General features: G+C 44.1%; 18 protein-coding genes. 15 read left to right on the top strand and 3 right to left on the bottom strand.

What is annotated here, in order from left to right; all coding sequences use genetic code 11:
- The first annotated feature begins 13 nt into the window (after window positions 1-13).
- From aroE to NYE43_RS12825, 6 genes are read left to right on the top strand one after another with little or no spacing between them, the layout of a single operon-like run.
- Window positions 14-850: a shikimate dehydrogenase gene (aroE, locus tag NYE43_RS12850; protein ID WP_038954228.1), complete on the top strand. Its 837-nt coding sequence runs from the start codon at window positions 14-16 to the stop codon at window positions 848-850.
- Complete coding sequence (yhbY, locus tag NYE43_RS12845; RefSeq protein ID WP_024122118.1) at window positions 850-1,140, top strand: ribosome assembly RNA-binding protein YhbY; 291 nt, start codon at window positions 850-852, stop codon at window positions 1,138-1,140. Before aroE ends, yhbY begins: the two co-directional genes overlap by 1 nt.
- A gap of 10 nt (window positions 1,141-1,150) precedes the next feature.
- Entirely contained in the window at window positions 1,151-1,720 is a 570-nt protein-coding gene (locus NYE43_RS12840; protein ID WP_010335014.1) for a nicotinate-nucleotide adenylyltransferase, read from the top strand.
- Window positions 1,710-2,270 (top strand): bis(5'-nucleosyl)-tetraphosphatase (symmetrical) YqeK, encoded by a 561-nt coding sequence (gene yqeK, locus NYE43_RS12835; protein ID WP_185848808.1) that lies wholly within the window; start codon window positions 1,710-1,712, stop codon window positions 2,268-2,270. Before NYE43_RS12840 ends, yqeK begins: the two co-directional genes overlap by 11 nt.
- Before the next feature lie 17 nt (window positions 2,271-2,287).
- On the top strand, window positions 2,288-2,644 hold the full coding sequence (gene rsfS / locus NYE43_RS12830) for a ribosome silencing factor (RefSeq protein WP_044154484.1): 357 nt from the start codon (window positions 2,288-2,290) through the stop codon (window positions 2,642-2,644).
- Window positions 2,641-3,384: a class I SAM-dependent DNA methyltransferase gene (locus NYE43_RS12825; RefSeq protein WP_024122114.1), complete on the top strand. Its 744-nt coding sequence runs from the start codon at window positions 2,641-2,643 to the stop codon at window positions 3,382-3,384. Before rsfS ends, NYE43_RS12825 begins: the two co-directional genes overlap by 4 nt.
- Window positions 3,385-3,448: 64 nt before the next feature.
- On the opposite strand, the gene comER is transcribed toward NYE43_RS12825, so the two are convergent.
- On the bottom strand, window positions 3,449-4,270 hold the full coding sequence (comER, locus tag NYE43_RS12820; protein WP_024122113.1) for a late competence protein ComER: 822 nt from the start codon (window positions 4,268-4,270) through the stop codon (window positions 3,449-3,451).
- An 83-nt stretch (window positions 4,271-4,353) separates the two neighbouring features.
- Between comER and NYE43_RS12815 the strand changes: the two genes are divergently transcribed.
- From NYE43_RS12815 to NYE43_RS12805, 3 genes are all read left to right on the top strand, one after another.
- Window positions 4,354-4,971 (top strand): helix-hairpin-helix domain-containing protein, encoded by a 618-nt coding sequence (locus NYE43_RS12815; protein WP_127696752.1) that lies wholly within the window; start codon window positions 4,354-4,356, stop codon window positions 4,969-4,971.
- A gap of 66 nt (window positions 4,972-5,037) precedes the next feature.
- Window positions 5,038-5,607 (top strand): ComE operon protein 2, encoded by a 570-nt coding sequence (locus NYE43_RS12810; protein ID WP_010335007.1) that lies wholly within the window; start codon window positions 5,038-5,040, stop codon window positions 5,605-5,607.
- 3 nt (window positions 5,608-5,610) lie between these two features.
- On the top strand, window positions 5,611-7,941 hold the full coding sequence (locus NYE43_RS12805) for a DNA internalization-related competence protein ComEC/Rec2 (protein WP_341062735.1): 2,331 nt from the start codon (window positions 5,611-5,613) through the stop codon (window positions 7,939-7,941).
- A gap of 38 nt (window positions 7,942-7,979) precedes the next feature.
- On the opposite strand, the gene NYE43_RS12800 is transcribed toward NYE43_RS12805, so the two are convergent.
- The gene (locus tag NYE43_RS12800) at window positions 7,980-8,114 is read right to left on the bottom strand and encodes a YqzM family protein (RefSeq protein ID WP_010335005.1); all 135 of its coding nucleotides are present in this window, start codon (window positions 8,112-8,114) and stop codon (window positions 7,980-7,982) included.
- Window positions 8,115-8,154: 40 nt separating this feature from the next.
- On the opposite strand from NYE43_RS12800, the gene NYE43_RS12795 reads away from it, so the two are divergent.
- Window positions 8,155-8,304, top strand: coding sequence for a hypothetical protein (locus tag NYE43_RS12795; RefSeq protein WP_003229985.1), 150 nt, complete (start codon window positions 8,155-8,157; stop codon window positions 8,302-8,304).
- Window positions 8,305-8,343: 39 nt separating this feature from the next.
- The gene (gene holA / locus NYE43_RS12790) at window positions 8,344-9,387 is read left to right on the top strand and encodes a DNA polymerase III subunit delta (protein ID WP_024122110.1); all 1,044 of its coding nucleotides are present in this window, start codon (window positions 8,344-8,346) and stop codon (window positions 9,385-9,387) included.
- Between the two features lie 14 nt (window positions 9,388-9,401).
- Here the strand turns inward: holA and rpsT are convergent, their stop codons facing one another.
- The gene (gene rpsT, locus NYE43_RS12785) at window positions 9,402-9,668 is read right to left on the bottom strand and encodes a 30S ribosomal protein S20 (RefSeq protein ID WP_010335003.1); all 267 of its coding nucleotides are present in this window, start codon (window positions 9,666-9,668) and stop codon (window positions 9,402-9,404) included.
- A gap of 203 nt (window positions 9,669-9,871) precedes the next feature.
- Between rpsT and gpr the strand changes: the two genes are divergently transcribed.
- The 4 genes from gpr (at window position 9,872) to lepA (ending at window position 14,570) form a co-directional block, all read left to right on the top strand.
- Window positions 9,872-10,978 carry a GPR endopeptidase gene (gene gpr / locus NYE43_RS12780; protein ID WP_044154490.1) on the top strand — a complete coding sequence of 369 codons (1,107 nt, stop codon included), beginning with the start codon at window positions 9,872-9,874 and terminating at the stop codon, window positions 10,976-10,978.
- A gap of 62 nt (window positions 10,979-11,040) precedes the next feature.
- Window positions 11,041-12,246 carry a spore autolysin SpoIIP gene (spoIIP, locus tag NYE43_RS12775; RefSeq protein ID WP_095713315.1) on the top strand — a complete coding sequence of 402 codons (1,206 nt, stop codon included), beginning with the start codon at window positions 11,041-11,043 and terminating at the stop codon, window positions 12,244-12,246.
- Window positions 12,247-12,262: 16 nt separating this feature from the next.
- A complete protein-coding gene (locus tag NYE43_RS12770; protein WP_024122107.1) occupies window positions 12,263-12,601 on the top strand; it encodes a YqxA family protein in 339 nt (112 codons plus the stop codon).
- Between the two features lie 133 nt (window positions 12,602-12,734).
- Window positions 12,735-14,570 (top strand): translation elongation factor 4, encoded by a 1,836-nt coding sequence (gene lepA, locus NYE43_RS12765; protein WP_044154493.1) that lies wholly within the window; start codon window positions 12,735-12,737, stop codon window positions 14,568-14,570.
- Window positions 14,571-14,619: the final 49 nt, after the last annotated feature.

Below are 14,619 nucleotides of genomic sequence, written 5' to 3'. Positions count from 1 at the left end.
AGGGGAGAGGAGTATGAAGAAGCTGTACGGGGTTATCGGAAATCCGATTGCGCATTCCATGTCGCCGGATATCCATAACGCGGCTTTGAAGGATCTTGGTTTGGACGGACACTACCATGCATTTAAGGTGGAAGAGAATCGTCTGGAAGATGCGGTAAAAGGGATAAGAGCTCTTGGTGTACAAGGCATCAATGTGACTGTTCCGCACAAGGTTTCCATCATGGATCATCTCGATCATATTGATGAGAGCGCAAAAGTGCTTGGTGCCGTTAACACTGTCAGAAGAGAAGGAGACAAGCTTGTCGGATATAATACAGACGGAGAAGGCTTTGTGAAATCTTTAATGAGAATTTTGGACAAACCAGTCTCCGAACTGTCTTTCTTAATGATCGGCGCGGGCGGGGCAGCCAGAGCGATTTTTACAACGATCGTCCGCGACAATCCGGAAAAGTTTGATATTTGCAACCGAACGATAGAAAAAGCCAAACAGCTCGCAGAATCTGCTCCCTCGTTCCGCAATGTAGAAGTGTTAAGCATAAAAGAAGCAGAAGAACGGCTTGAGCAGTATGATGTAATTATCCATACAACATCTGTAGGCATGTATCCAAACGTGGAAGATATTCCGCTTTCATTGCAGCGTGCTGCAAGCAGTGCGGTTGTTTGCGATATCGTGTATAATCCGATTCAGACTTCACTATTAAAAGAAGCAAAGCAAAAAGGTCTGAAAACACTGGATGGAGTCGGCATGTTTGTTGAGCAGGCGGCATTGTCTTTCCGCTTGTGGACGGGACATGAGCCTGATGTTGAAAAAATGAGATCTATTGTAGTAGGGAAATTAGGAGGAAAATAATGTTAACAGGAAAACAAAAACGTTTCTTGCGTTCAAAAGCGCACCATTTAAGCCCGATTTTTCAAGTAGGAAAGGGCGGAGTCAATGACAACATGATTAAACAAATTTCTGAAGCGCTTGAAGCGAGAGAGCTGATTAAAATCAGCGTTCTTCAAAACTGCGAAGACGATAAAAATGATGTTGCGGAAGCTCTTGTAAAAGGAAGCCGCGCACAGTTGGTTCAGACGATCGGCAATACGATTGTTTTATATAAGGAATCAAAGGAAAATAAACAAATCGAGCTTCCTTAAGGTGGTTGAAATGAAGAAAATCGGAATTTTCGGAGGCACGTTTGATCCTCCGCATAACGGTCACCTTTTAATGGCGAATGAGGTGCTGTATCAGGCGGAGCTCGACGAAATTTGGTTTATGCCCAATCAAATTCCTCCGCATAAACAGGATGAAGACTATACAGACAGCACTCATCGGGTGGAAATGCTGAAGCTTGCTATTCAGTCTAATCCATCCTTTAAGCTGCAGCTGGCTGAAATGGAAAGAGAAGGACCGTCATATACCTTTGATACCGTTTCTTTACTAAAGCAGCGATATCCGAATGATCAGCTTTTCTTTATTATCGGTGCTGACATGATTGAATACCTGCCGAAATGGTATAAGCTGGACGAGCTGCTGAACCTTATTCAATTTATCGGAGTAAAGCGCCCCGGTTTTCATGTTGAAACCCCTTATCCGCTTCTCTTTGCAGACGTTCCGGAGTTTGAGGTATCATCGACTATGATAAGGGAACGGTTTAAAAGCAAGAAGCCCACTGACTACTTAATCCCTGATAAAGTGAAGAAGTATGTAGAGGAGAATGGTTTATATGAATCGTGAGGAGGCACTTGCCTGCGTCAAGCAGCAATTGACCGAGCATCGATATATCCATACAATTGGCGTAATGAACACGGCGATTGAACTTGCGGAGCGCTTTGGCGCCGACTCCAAAAAAGCGGAAACGGCGGCTATCTTTCATGATTACGCCAAATTCCGCCCGAAAGAAGAAATGAAACAAATTATAGCCAGAGAAAAAATGTCCGCGCATCTGTTGGATCACAACCCGGAGCTGTGGCATGCTCCGGTCGGCGCTTACCTAGTCCAGAGAGAAGCGGGAATTCATGACGAAGATATTCTTGACGCGATCAGATATCATACCTCTGGGCGTCCGGGCATGACGCTTTTGGAAAAAGTCATTTACGTTGCTGATTATATTGAACCAGGCCGTAAATTTCCCGGTGTCGATGAGGTGCGTGAACTTGCAGAAACGGATTTGAATCAAGCGTTGATTCAGTCGATCAAAAATACAATGATTTTTCTAATGAAAAAAAATCAACAGGTTTTCCCAGATACATGTTTAACTTATAACTGGCTTGTGTCTGGCAAATGAACAGGAGGAATATGTGAATGAATCAAACGTCCATTTTAAAGATTGCAGCTGCGGCTTGCGACGATAAGCGGGCAGAGGATATTTTAGCACTGGATATGGAAGGAATTTCTCTGGTTGCGGATTATTTTCTGATCTGCCACGGTAATTCAGACAAACAAGTGCAGGCCATTGCGCGTGAAATCAAGGACCAGGCTGAAGAAAACGGCATTGAAGTCAAAAAGATGGAAGGCTTCGATGAAGCAAGATGGGTATTAGTTGACCTTGGGGATGTCATTGCCCATGTGTTTCATAAGGATGAAAGAAGCTATTACAACCTAGAAAAACTGTGGGGAGACGCTCCGCTCGCAGACCTGGAACTTGGATTGAACCAATGATTTACCAAGGCTTTGCAAGCGTGTATGACGAGTTAATGTCTCACGCACCTTACGACAAATGGACAAAGTGGATTGAAGCATCTCTACCGGAAAAAGGCCGTATTCTCGATTTGGCATGCGGCACCGGAGAAATTTCAATCCGGCTTGCCGAAAAAGGCTTTGAAGTCACCGGGATTGATCTCAGTGAAGAAATGCTTTCTTACGCCCAGCAAAAAGTACCAGCTAAACAGCCGATTCTTTTCCTTCAGCAGGACATGAGAGAGATTACCGGATTTGAAGGCCAGTTTGACGCGGTTGTGATCTGCTGTGACTCCTTGAACTATTTAAAAACGAAAAATGACGTAATGAATACCTTTAAAAGTGTATTTCAGGTGCTGAAGCCGGACGGCATATTGCTGTTTGATGTTCATTCACCATATAAAATAACCGAGGTTTTTCCTGGGAGCACGTTTGCTGATCAGGACGAAGATATCAGCTATATTTGGCAAAGCTTTGCCGGAAGTGAAGAGCTTTCCGCCATTCATGATATGTCGTTTTTTGTTTGGAACGGAGAGGCGTACGACCGCTTCGACGAAACACATGAGCAAAGAACGTTCCGAGTGGATGAATACGAGGAAATGCTGGCAAGCTGCGGCTTTCAGCTTCATAAGGTTACCGCTGATTTTACCGATTCAGCGCCGTCACCACAATCTGAGCGCCTGTTCTTTAAAGCACAGAAATCAAAAACCATCGTTTACTAAGACGATGGTTTTTAAAATGCCTTTTTACCCTTTTGCATACAACAGACGGCTATGACATACTCGTTTACACATGAAACTGCTTCTTCACCGCGGAAATATCCTCTTCGTACTTCAAATGCGTATTTTGAAACACCCGATGAAACATATCCTGTACACCGCTTTCGAGTGCTTTAATGCCTTCTCCTGTCACGCCGCCTTTTACGCAAACCTTTTCCTGTAATGCAGGAAGGGTATACAATTCGGTTTCTAACAGTTTTCCCAGCCCGACAAGCATTTCTTTACACATGAGTATAGCGTCTTGTTTAGACACTGACGTTTCCGTAACGGCTGCATCTATAAACCGCTGAACCAGATAGCTCATAAAAGCGGGTCCGCAGCTTACGATATCTGACGCTACTCTTGTGATGTCACTTTCAATTTGCAGCGGATTAGAAATGTGCTTCATCAGCTCGTTGATTTTTGTTTTTGCTGCCTCCCCGCAGCTTTTACCGAAGGTGACAAGAGAAACGCCAGCAAGCGCCCGGTTTGTAATACTCGGGATAACTCGTGCCACTTGACATGGCACATACTGTTCCAGCTGATCAGTTTGAAGCGGGCTTGTAATTGAAATGAGAATGTGATCCTTTGTTAAATAAGGGACTGCCCTTGACAATAATGGATATATATCAAGCGGCTTTACACAGATGAAAATGATCTCATTTTCTGCAACAAGCTTTTCAAGGCTCTCTGTTACGTTTAAGCTGTTGTAGCGGTTTTTTATCTTCAACGCTTTTTCAATTGTGCGGTTTGTGATTGTGATGTTTGAGGGATCGGCTGCTTGTGATTCAATAAATGATTCTATAAGGATCGTACCCATATTTCCAGTGCCGATAAAGCCAATCTTCAATAATTTCCCCTCCTTTGAGCTATTATCCTCTAAACCATATGTGATAAAGAAACAAAATATGACGAAAGCGGGGCGCATGCAAGTTGAATTGGTTGAATCAACATAAAACGATAATCATGTCAGTTGGCTCTGCTGCTGTTCTCATTGCAGTTCTTTGCCTCTTTTTTTTCAGCGGAAATAACAAAGAGCCTGTAAAACAAGTTGTATCTAGTGAAAAGGAAAATGAGGAGGTCAAGCAGGAAGCAACAAAAGACAAAGCGGAAGAAAATATTGTAATCGATATAAAAGGCGCTGTTAAGCATCCCGGCGTTTATGAAATGCATACGGGAGACAGAGTATCGCAGGCTATTGAGAAAGCAGGCGGCATTGGTGAAAAAGCAGATGAAACGCAAGTGAATTTGGCGGAACTTTTACAGGACGGTACAGTGGTGTATATACCGAGTAAGGGAGAAGAGGCGGCACAGCAAGCGGCCGGCGGTGCTGTACAAAGCAGTACGGGGAAGGAGACTTTGGTCAATATCAACACAGCAACATTAGAGGATTTACAAAACATTTCGGGAGTAGGGCCTTCAAAAGCCGAAGCGATTATTGCGTATCGGGAAGAGAACGGGCGTTTCCAGACAATCGAAGATATCACAAAGGTTTCGGGAATTGGCGAAAAATCTTTTGAAAAAATAAAGTCTTCCATTACAGTAAAGTGAATTGACGGTCATGCATGAGGATAGGTAAACTAAAGAACAGGCAACACAACATTTGGAGGGAACAACGTGGAACGAATTTCATGGAACCAATATTTTATGGCTCAAAGCCATTTACTGGCACTGCGCAGCACCTGCCCGAGATTGTCTGTCGGCGCTACCATTGTCAGAGATAAACGCATGATTGCAGGAGGCTATAACGGATCAATCGCAGGCGGCGTACATTGCGCGGACGAAGGATGCTTAATGATAGACGATCATTGCGCGAGAACGATTCACGCGGAAATGAATGCGATACTTCAATGCTCTAAATTTGGAGTGCCGACAGATGGAGCGGAGATATATGTCACGCACTATCCGTGTATTCAATGCTGTAAGTCTATCATTCAAGCCGGTATCAAAACAGTATATTACGCTGAGGATTATAAAACACATCCGTATGCCCAGGAGCTATTTGAGCAATCAGGCGTTACGGTTGAACAGGTTGAACTCGATGAAATGATCGTTGATCTGAAAAACAGAGAAAAGCTTTCATTTGTAGCAGGACTTTTAGAAAAATTAGCGGATGCCGGTCTTGCAGAGGAAGATTTGAAGAAAATACATGAGCAGGCTAATAAACTTTTTACGAGTTATGTGTGATTGATGCGGAATTCGCGTCTATTATTGCCTTTGGCGGCAGCTTCAGCAACGGCTGGAATTGCTGCCGCCTCTTATTTCTCCGCTGTCTTTCTCTTCTTCCTCTTTCTTCTTATTGTGTCAATCAAAACAAGGAACGCTCCACTCATTTTTGTTTGTTTATTCTCTTTTGTACTCAATTTTGCCCTGTTTAAGATCACAGATTCTCAAAATACTTCTTCGTATCAGCAGGGCAGCTATCACTTCAAGGCGGTTATTCACAGTATTCCTAAAATTGACGGGGATCGGATGTCTATGCTGATCAAGACGCCTGATGGCGAAAAATGGGCTGCCTCTTATCGGATCCAGTCTTTAGCTGAAAAAGACAAACTGTCACATCTAGAGCCGGGTATGCCATGCGAATTGACTGGTGCTTTGGAGAAGCCAAAACAAGCAACAGTGCCGGGAACATTTGATTATCAACAGTATCTTTACCGGCAGCATATTCATTGGAGCTATTCTGTCACATCTATTGGAAATTGCAGCGAGCCTTCAGGTGTCCGATATAAGCTTCTCAGTTTGAGAAAATACATCGTATCATTTACGAACACGCAGCTTCCGCCAGATTCAGCAGGAATCGTACAGGCGCTTACAGTAGGTGAAAGATCTTATTTAGATGACGATGTGCTTAATGCTTACCAAAGTCTAGGTGTTGTCCATCTGTTAGCCATCTCAGGACTCCATATCGGGATTTTGACAGCAGGCCTATTTTACGCAATGATCCGTCTGGGCATAACAAGAGAAAATGCGTCAATCCTATTGCTTTTGTTTCTGCCGATCTATGTTATTTTGACAGGTGCAGCGCCTTCTGTTCTCCGAGCCGCTCTGATGTCCGGCATCTGCTTAGCGGGAAGCCTTTTTCAGCAGCGGGTGAATTCTGCCGGGGTAATCTGTCTTTCGTATATTGTCCTCTTGCTTTTTAATCCCTACTACCTTTTTGAAGCTGGATTTCAGCTTTCATTTGCGGTCAGTTTTTCTTTAATTCTCTCATCGTCTATTTTTCAGCATATCAAAACGAGTCTGGGACAGCTGACGATTGTATCTGTTATTGCCCAGCTAGGCTCACTACCCATTCTTCTGTATCATTTTCAGCAGTTTTCTATCATTAGCATTCCAATGAATATGGTGTTGGTGCCTTTTTATACATTCTGTATTTTACCGGCTGCTATTATAGGAGTTATTCTATTATTTTTTTCAGCGTCCGTCGGTCAATTTCTGTTCTATTGGTTTGATGTAATGATGACCTGGACCAACAGACTGATCACTAAAATCGCTGATATAGAAATATTCACAATCATCATCTCTCGCCCTGCACCTGCTCTTCTTCTCTTATTCACGCTCACTGTCATCATATTGCTTATGAGTATTGAGAAACCCTCATTTCTCCGGCTGACAGTGTCCACAGGCCTTTTTTGTGCAACACTTATCCTGCTCTTTGTTTTCCCTTATGTTAGTTCCGAGGGAGAAGTAGATATGATTGATATCGGACAAGGTGACAGTATGTTTGTCAGTGCACCGTATCAGAAAGGCCGTGTTTTAATTGATACGAGAGGCACTTTGTCTTATTCGTCAGAGCCTTGGCGGGAAAAACAGCATCCTTTTTCACTGGGGGAAAAGGTGCTGATCCCTTTTTTAACGGCAAAGGGCATCAAGCAGCTTGATGCGCTGATACTGACGCACGCAGATCAAGATCATATCGGAGAGGCAGAGGTTTTGCTGAAGCATCATAAAGTGAAGCGTCTCATCATTCCGAAAGGGTTTGTTTCTGAACCTCATGATGAGAAAGTGCTGCGGACTGCCAGACAGGAGGGTGTGGAAATTGAAGAGGTGAAGAGAGGTGATGTATTACAAATAAAGGACTTACAGTTTCATGTGCTGTCACCGGAAACGCCTGATCCGGCAAGTAAAAATAATTCTTCTCTCGTTCTATGGATGAAAACAGGCAGGCTCAGCTGGCTCCTGACGGGTGATCTGGAAAAAGAGGGGGAACAGGAGGTTATCGATGTGTTCCCAAATATAAAAGCGGATGTGTTAAAGGTGGGGCATCATGGAAGCAAGGGCTCGACCGGTGAAGAATTCATCAAACAGCTTCAGCCCAAAACGGCGGTCATCTCAGCGGGTGAAAACAATAGGTACCATCATCCGCATCAAGAAGTTCTTCAATTGTTAAAGAGCCGATCCATTCGTGTGCTGCGCACTGATCAAAGCGGCACGATCCAATACACGTACAAAAGCGGATCTGGAACCTTTTCTGTTTATCCTCCATATGATACATCAGATATGACAGAGACGAATTAAAAAAGACTGCCGAGAAATCAGCAGCCCGGGCAGTCGTGTTATGAACCAACCAGGTGAATAACCGTTGCCATGACAAACAATAAGGCGAAAAATCCGAAGGACACAACAAAACCAACCGCTGAATCTACAGCATCATTTCGTTTGCTTTGAACGTTTTTTTCAAAATCATTCAATTTCATCCCCCCTGACTGACTTAAGTATAATGGAATCGTTTTGAAAAATCTAGAAGCTAAGGTAACGTTTTCTGTTCTGGTGATTATCGCCTTTTTACAAGCTGTCCCGGGGGCTTGCGAACAGGCGTTTAATATAAATGGGGAAGCAGCTGTCAGGCTTCCTCTTTACTATTTTGCAAACTCAATTTAGGATAGAAGGGGATGATGAAAGAGAGGAAGTCGTACAACAATGGTATTTGATGTGTGGAAAAGCCTGAAAAAAGGAGAAGTCCATCCGGTTTATTGTTTATACGGAAAAGAGACGTATCTGCTCCAGGAAACCGTCAGCAGGATCAGACAGACGGTGATTGATCAAGAGACGAAAGATTTCAACCTGTCTGTTTTTGATTTGGAGGAAGACCCGCTTGATCAGGCGATTGCCGACGCTGAAACGTTCCCGTTTATGGGGGAGCGGCGCCTTGTCATTGTGAAAAATCCATATTTTTTAACGGGTGAGAAAAAGAAAGAAAAAGTTGAGCACAACGTCAGCGCGCTTGAATCGTATATACAATCACCGGCACCATACACGGTCTTTGTTCTGCTTGCGCCTTATGAAAAACTGGATGAGCGGAAAAAACTGACCAAAGCGCTAAAAAAGCAGGCGTTCATGATGGAGGCAAAGGAATTAAACGCGAAGGAAACGACAGACTTTACGATCAATCTGGCGAGAACCGAGCAGAAAACGATCGGCACCGAGGCGGCAGAGCATTTGGTTTTGCTTGTAAACGGGCATCTGTCATCCCTTTTTCAGGAGATTCAGAAACTCTGCACGTTTATTGGAGACCGTGAAGAAATTACGCTGGATGATGTAAAAATGCTTGTAGCGAGAAGCCTGGAACAAAATATCTTTGAACTGATTAATAAAATCGTCAATCGGAAACGAACTGAGAGTCTGCAAATTTTTTATGACTTGCTCAAACAAAATGAAGAACCGATCAAAATTATGGCTCTTATATCGAACCAGTTCCGGCTGATCCTGCAGACGAAATATTTCGCGGAACAAGGGTACGGACAAAAACAGATTGCTTCTAATTTAAAGGTGCATCCATTCCGGGTAAAGCTGGCGATGGATCAAGCAAGGCTTTTTTCAGAAGCCGAGCTCCGGTCTATTATTGAACAGCTTGCCGTTATGGACTATGAGATGAAAACCGGGAAAAAGGACAAGCAGCTTTTACTAGAGCTTTTTCTCTTGCAGCTGTTAAAAAGAAATGAAAAAAACGATCCTCAATTATGAGGATCGTTTTTGTTTTATGCAGAAAGTCCGTTCACTTTTTTCGCTAGTCTTGATTTGTATCGAGCTGCGGCATTTTTGTGTACAAGACCTGTTTTCACTGCTTTATCAATACGTTTAGCTGCTTCAGTAAGAGCAGTTTTCGCTTTGTCAGCTTCGTTGTTTGCAACAGAAGCTTCAACTTGTTTGATTGCAGTACGCATAGCAGATTTGATTGTCGCGTTATGAGCGCGGCGTTCGTTATTAGTTTTTGTACGTTTAATCGCTGATTTAATGTTTGGCATGTGTTTCACCTCCTAAGATACAACCTGTAGCACAGTGTCTTAAGGTTAAATCTTCTTCACAATAGAACAAATTGTATTCTATCAAACACACCTTTAGATTGCAATATAAATGTAAAGTATTTTTCATTGAAGGAATGCTTTTAAGCATGATTCATTTTATAAATGGAAACAATATGGATACTGAATATCGAAGGAGGCCCTGTATGAAAAAGAGTGAGCTGGATGTAAATCAGTATTTGGTACGTACGGATTTAGCGGTTGAAACGAAGGAAGCCATGGCTAATCAGCAGGCTGTGCCTGCAAAAGAGATAAAAGGTTTTATCGAAAAAGAACGCGATCATGGCGGAATAAAAATCCGCACTGTTGATATCACGAAGGAAGGCGCTGAGCTTTCAGGAAAAAAAGAAGGACGTTATTTAACAATTGAGGCCCAAGGGATCAGAGAAAATGACTCGGAAATGCAAGAGAAAGTCTCTGCTGTATTTGCGGAAGAATTCTCAGCCTTTCTGGAAAGCCTTAAGATCTCAAAGGATGCGAGCTGTTTAATTGTCGGCCTCGGCAACTGGAACGTGACACCTGATGCGCTCGGTCCGATGGCTGTAGAAAATCTATTGGTGACAAGACATTTATTTAAACTCCAGCCTGAAAATGTGCAGGAGGGCTACAGGCCTGTCAGCGCATTTGCTCCTGGTGTCATGGGAATTACAGGCATCGAAACAAGCGACATTATTAAAGGGGTAATCGAACAGTCAAAACCTGATTTTGTGATTGCCATTGATGCACTTGCGGCGCGTGCGGTAGAAAGGGTCAACACAACCATTCAAATATCAGATACAGGAATTCACCCGGGGTCAGGCGTTGGAAATAAACGCAAAGACTTGAGCAAGGACACCCTGGGCGTACCTGTCATTGCAATCGGTGTACCGACAGTCGTTGACGCGGTAACAATTGCCAGCGATACGGTTGACTACATATTAAAACATTTTGGCAGAGAAATGAGAGATGACAGTCCGTCGAGATCGCTTGTTCCGGCGGGGATGACGTTTGGGAAAAAGAAAGTGCTTACTGAAGAGGATCTTCCCGACCCAAAACAGCGTCAATCGTTTCTCGGCATTGTCGGGACTCTTGAAGAAAACGAAAAGCGGCAGCTCATTCATGAGGTGCTGGCGCCTCTGGGCCATAATTTGATGGTCACGCCGAAGGAAGTCGATTCATTTATTGACGATATGGCAAATGTGCTGGCAAACGGATTAAATACAGCGCTTCATGAAAAGGTGTCTCAAGAAAACAAAGGCTCCTATAATCACTAAACGGTTCTACTTCCTCTAGCTTGTTCATAGAGTAATTACTAGACAAGCGCTGGAGGGATTCAATGAGAAATAAACGCAGAAACAGACAAATTGTTGTTGCGGTGAATGGCGGGAAAGCGATAAAGGCGATCTTTCTATTTATCGCAAGCCTAGTAGTGATTTTTGTTTTATCTGGTGTGCTGACGTCTCTCCGGCCGGAACTCAGGCCTTCGTCTGACTCTTTTTACGGGATTGCCGACGAACTGCCGGGTGACGTATTTGCACACTTGCTGCGGATGGAAAACCATTATTTCGCTTCTGACCTTTCTCAAACCGACAGCTCATTTCATCTATCACGTCTTTCTTTAAAGTTGGCGACAAGTATTAATCTCGAAGATCCGCGAAGTTTTCTTGGACGCGAGCTGCCTGGGTTTGCGCAATTTGACACAGAGATTCTTTTAGCGGGACAAGGCACCGATTATACAAACATGCCGTCGGAATCCCCGCCGCCTTCAAAGGTGATGCAGGAAGAAAGAGAAGCGAATTTGGCGGAGATTGAAAAACAGCAGACGCAAACAGACAATACGAAAAAAGACCCGCCAAAACAAACAACCGGCGATAAGAAGGTTGTCTTTATCTATCACACGCACAATACAGAATCTTATCTCCCGTTATTAAAAGGTGAGACCGACCCCGATATGGCGCGTCATTCTAAAGCAAACGTCACCCTCGTGGGAGACATGTTCGGAAAAGCGCTGCAATCTCAAGGTATCGGAGCCACAGTTAATAAAACGGATATACAGGCAAAACTGAGCAAAAAAGGGTTGAATTATGCCAGATCCTATGATGAATCAAGGCCGGTCGTGCAGGAAGCCCTTGCGTCAAATAAAAATCTGCAATATATCATTGACATCCATAGAGACTCCAGGCGCAAGAAAAATACGACGGCAACCATTAAAGGGAAAAGCTATGCCCGGGTGGCGTTTGTGGTCGGCAAAAAAAGCAAGAATTTCGAAGAAAACTACAAAATTGCAAGTGAGCTTCACAAGCTGATGGAGAAAAAATACCCGGGACTCAGCACAGGGGTCTTTTCTAAAGGCTCACCAGGCGATAACGGAGTTTACAACCAAGACTTAAACGACAGAGCGCTTTTGCTTGAATTCGGCGGAGTGGATAACAATCTCGAAGAGCTGCAGCGGGCGGCTGACGCAACCGCTGACGTATTCAGCGAAATGTACTGGGATGCTGAAAAGGTTAACGCTGAAAGCGGCGAGACGAAAAAACAATAAGAAATAGGTGGTCGAGTTGATTGCATATCTTGGCAAATGCTTGCTTCTTGTGGCGATGATGTTTATAGGCGTCCTGTTCGGCATGCAGCAGGCGAATAACGGCATGCTGAGCATGAAAGGCTATCATGATCCTTCACTGAAAGGCGCGTTTACGCTCACAGACGGAGAAAATAATGAAAAAGAAGCGACCGTTTTAGGGGAAACAGTAACCTCGAAAGATTTAGAAGAAAAACAAAAAGAGCTGGAACAGGTGGAAACCTTTAACGTTTTCTCTAAAGCCGGAAAAACGCTTTCTGACACAGTGACAAACACAGCCCAATCGATGTATGAATGGATACGGGATATGAGAAAATAAGTGCTTGAAAGAGAAAAGCAGCCCCAGTATGAGAGGGAACTTTTCTCTTTCTTGTTTTACATTGAATCTTTACAATCCTATTGATATAATCTAAGCTAGTGTATTTTGCGTTTAATAGTAGGAGTGATAGATTGTGACAGATAAAGAAAAGCGTTTAGAGAGGCAGTCGAGAATTCGGAATTTCTCCATCATCGCCCATATTGACCACGGAAAATCGACCTTAGCGGATCGTATTTTAGAAAAAACGTCGGCAATCACTCAACGAGAAATGAAAGAACAATTGCTTGATTCTATGGATCTTGAACGCGAACGGGGCATCACCATTAAATTAAACTCTGTTCAGCTTAAATACAAAGCGAAAGACGGAGAGGAATATATTTTCCACCTGATTGACACACCGGGACACGTCGATTTCACATATGAAGTATCCCGAAGCCTTGCTGCCTGCGAAGGAGCAATACTTGTTGTGGATGCGGCGCAAGGAATTGAAGCGCAGACGCTTGCGAACGTTTACTTGGCGCTTGATAATGACCTTGAAATTCTTCCGGTTATTAATAAAATCGATCTGCCAAGCGCAGAGCCGGAACGTGTTCGCCAAGAGGTGGAGGACGTCATCGGCCTTGACGCATCGGAAGCCGTGCTCGCTTCAGCAAAAGCCGGGATCGGGATTGAGGAGATATTAGAGCAGATCGTGGAAAAGGTGCCTGCTCCGACCGGAGATCCAGAGGCGCCGCTTAAAGCGCTGATCTTCGACTCGCTTTATGACGCTTACCGCGGTGTCGTGGCTTATATCAGAGTCGTTGAAGGAACGGTAAAGCCGGGGCAAAAAATCAAAATGATGGCAACTGGCAAAGAGTTTGAAGTGACAGAAGTCGGTGTGTTCACGCCGAAAGCAACTCCGACAGATGAACTGACCGTCGGCGATGTAGGCTTTTTAACTGCTGCGATCAAAAATGTCGGTGACACACGCGTCGGTGACACGATCACAAGCGCGGCCAATCAGGCTGCCGAAGCATTGCCTGGATATCGCAAGCTGAACCCGATGGTGTATTGCGGTTTGTATCCGATCGATACGGCCAAATACAACGATTTAAGGGAAGCTCTTGAAAAGCTTGAACTGAATGACTCATCGCTTCAATATGAAGCAGAGACATCCCAAGCGCTCGGATTCGGTTTCCGCTGCGGATTTTTAGGTATGCTTCACATGGAAATCATCCAGGAGCGGATTGAGCGTGAGTTTAAAATCGACCTGATCACAACAGCACCGAGTGTTATCTATGATGTGTATATGACAGACGGCGAAAAGGTTGTTGTCGACAACCCGTCCAACATGCCTGACCCACAAAAGATCGAAAGAATCGAGGAGCCGTATGTAAAAGCGACAATGATGGTGCCGAACGATTATGTCGGTGCGGTGATGGAGCTTTGCCAAGGAAAACGCGGCAATTTTATCGACATGCAATATTTAGACGCAAATCGTGTCAGCATTGTCTATGACATGCCATTAGCGGAAATCGTCTATGAGTTTTTTGATCAGCTGAAATCAAGCACAAAAGGCTACGCGTCCTTTGATTACGAACTGATCGGCTACAAACCGTCTAAACTTGTCAAGATGGACATTATGCTGAACGGAGAAAAAATCGACGCCCTTTCATTTATCGTGCATCGCGATTACGCGTACGAACGCGGAAAAGTAATTGTAGAAAAACTGAAAGAGCTCATTCCGCGCCAGCACTTTGAAGTACCGATTCAAGCGGCGATCGGCCAAAAAATCGTGGCCCGCTCTACCATTAAAGCGATGCGTAAAAACGTATTGGCTAAATGTTACGGCGGAGACATCTCGCGGAAACGGAAGCTTCTTGAAAAACAAAAAGAAGGAAAACGCCGAATGAAGCAGGTTGGCTCAGTTGAAGTGCCGCAAGAAGCATTTATGGCGGTCCTGAAAATGGACGACAGTCCGAAAAAATAATAGAAGCCGCCGCAGTCCTGTACTGCGGCTTCTTTCTGTAAAGAAGGTG

It is taken from the genome of Bacillus sp. FSL R5-0434, from assembly GCF_038004745.1.
Taxonomy (GTDB): Bacteria; Bacillota; Bacilli; order Bacillales; family Bacillaceae; genus Bacillus; species Bacillus halotolerans.
This window is presented reverse-complemented; position numbering and strand designations above follow the sequence as displayed.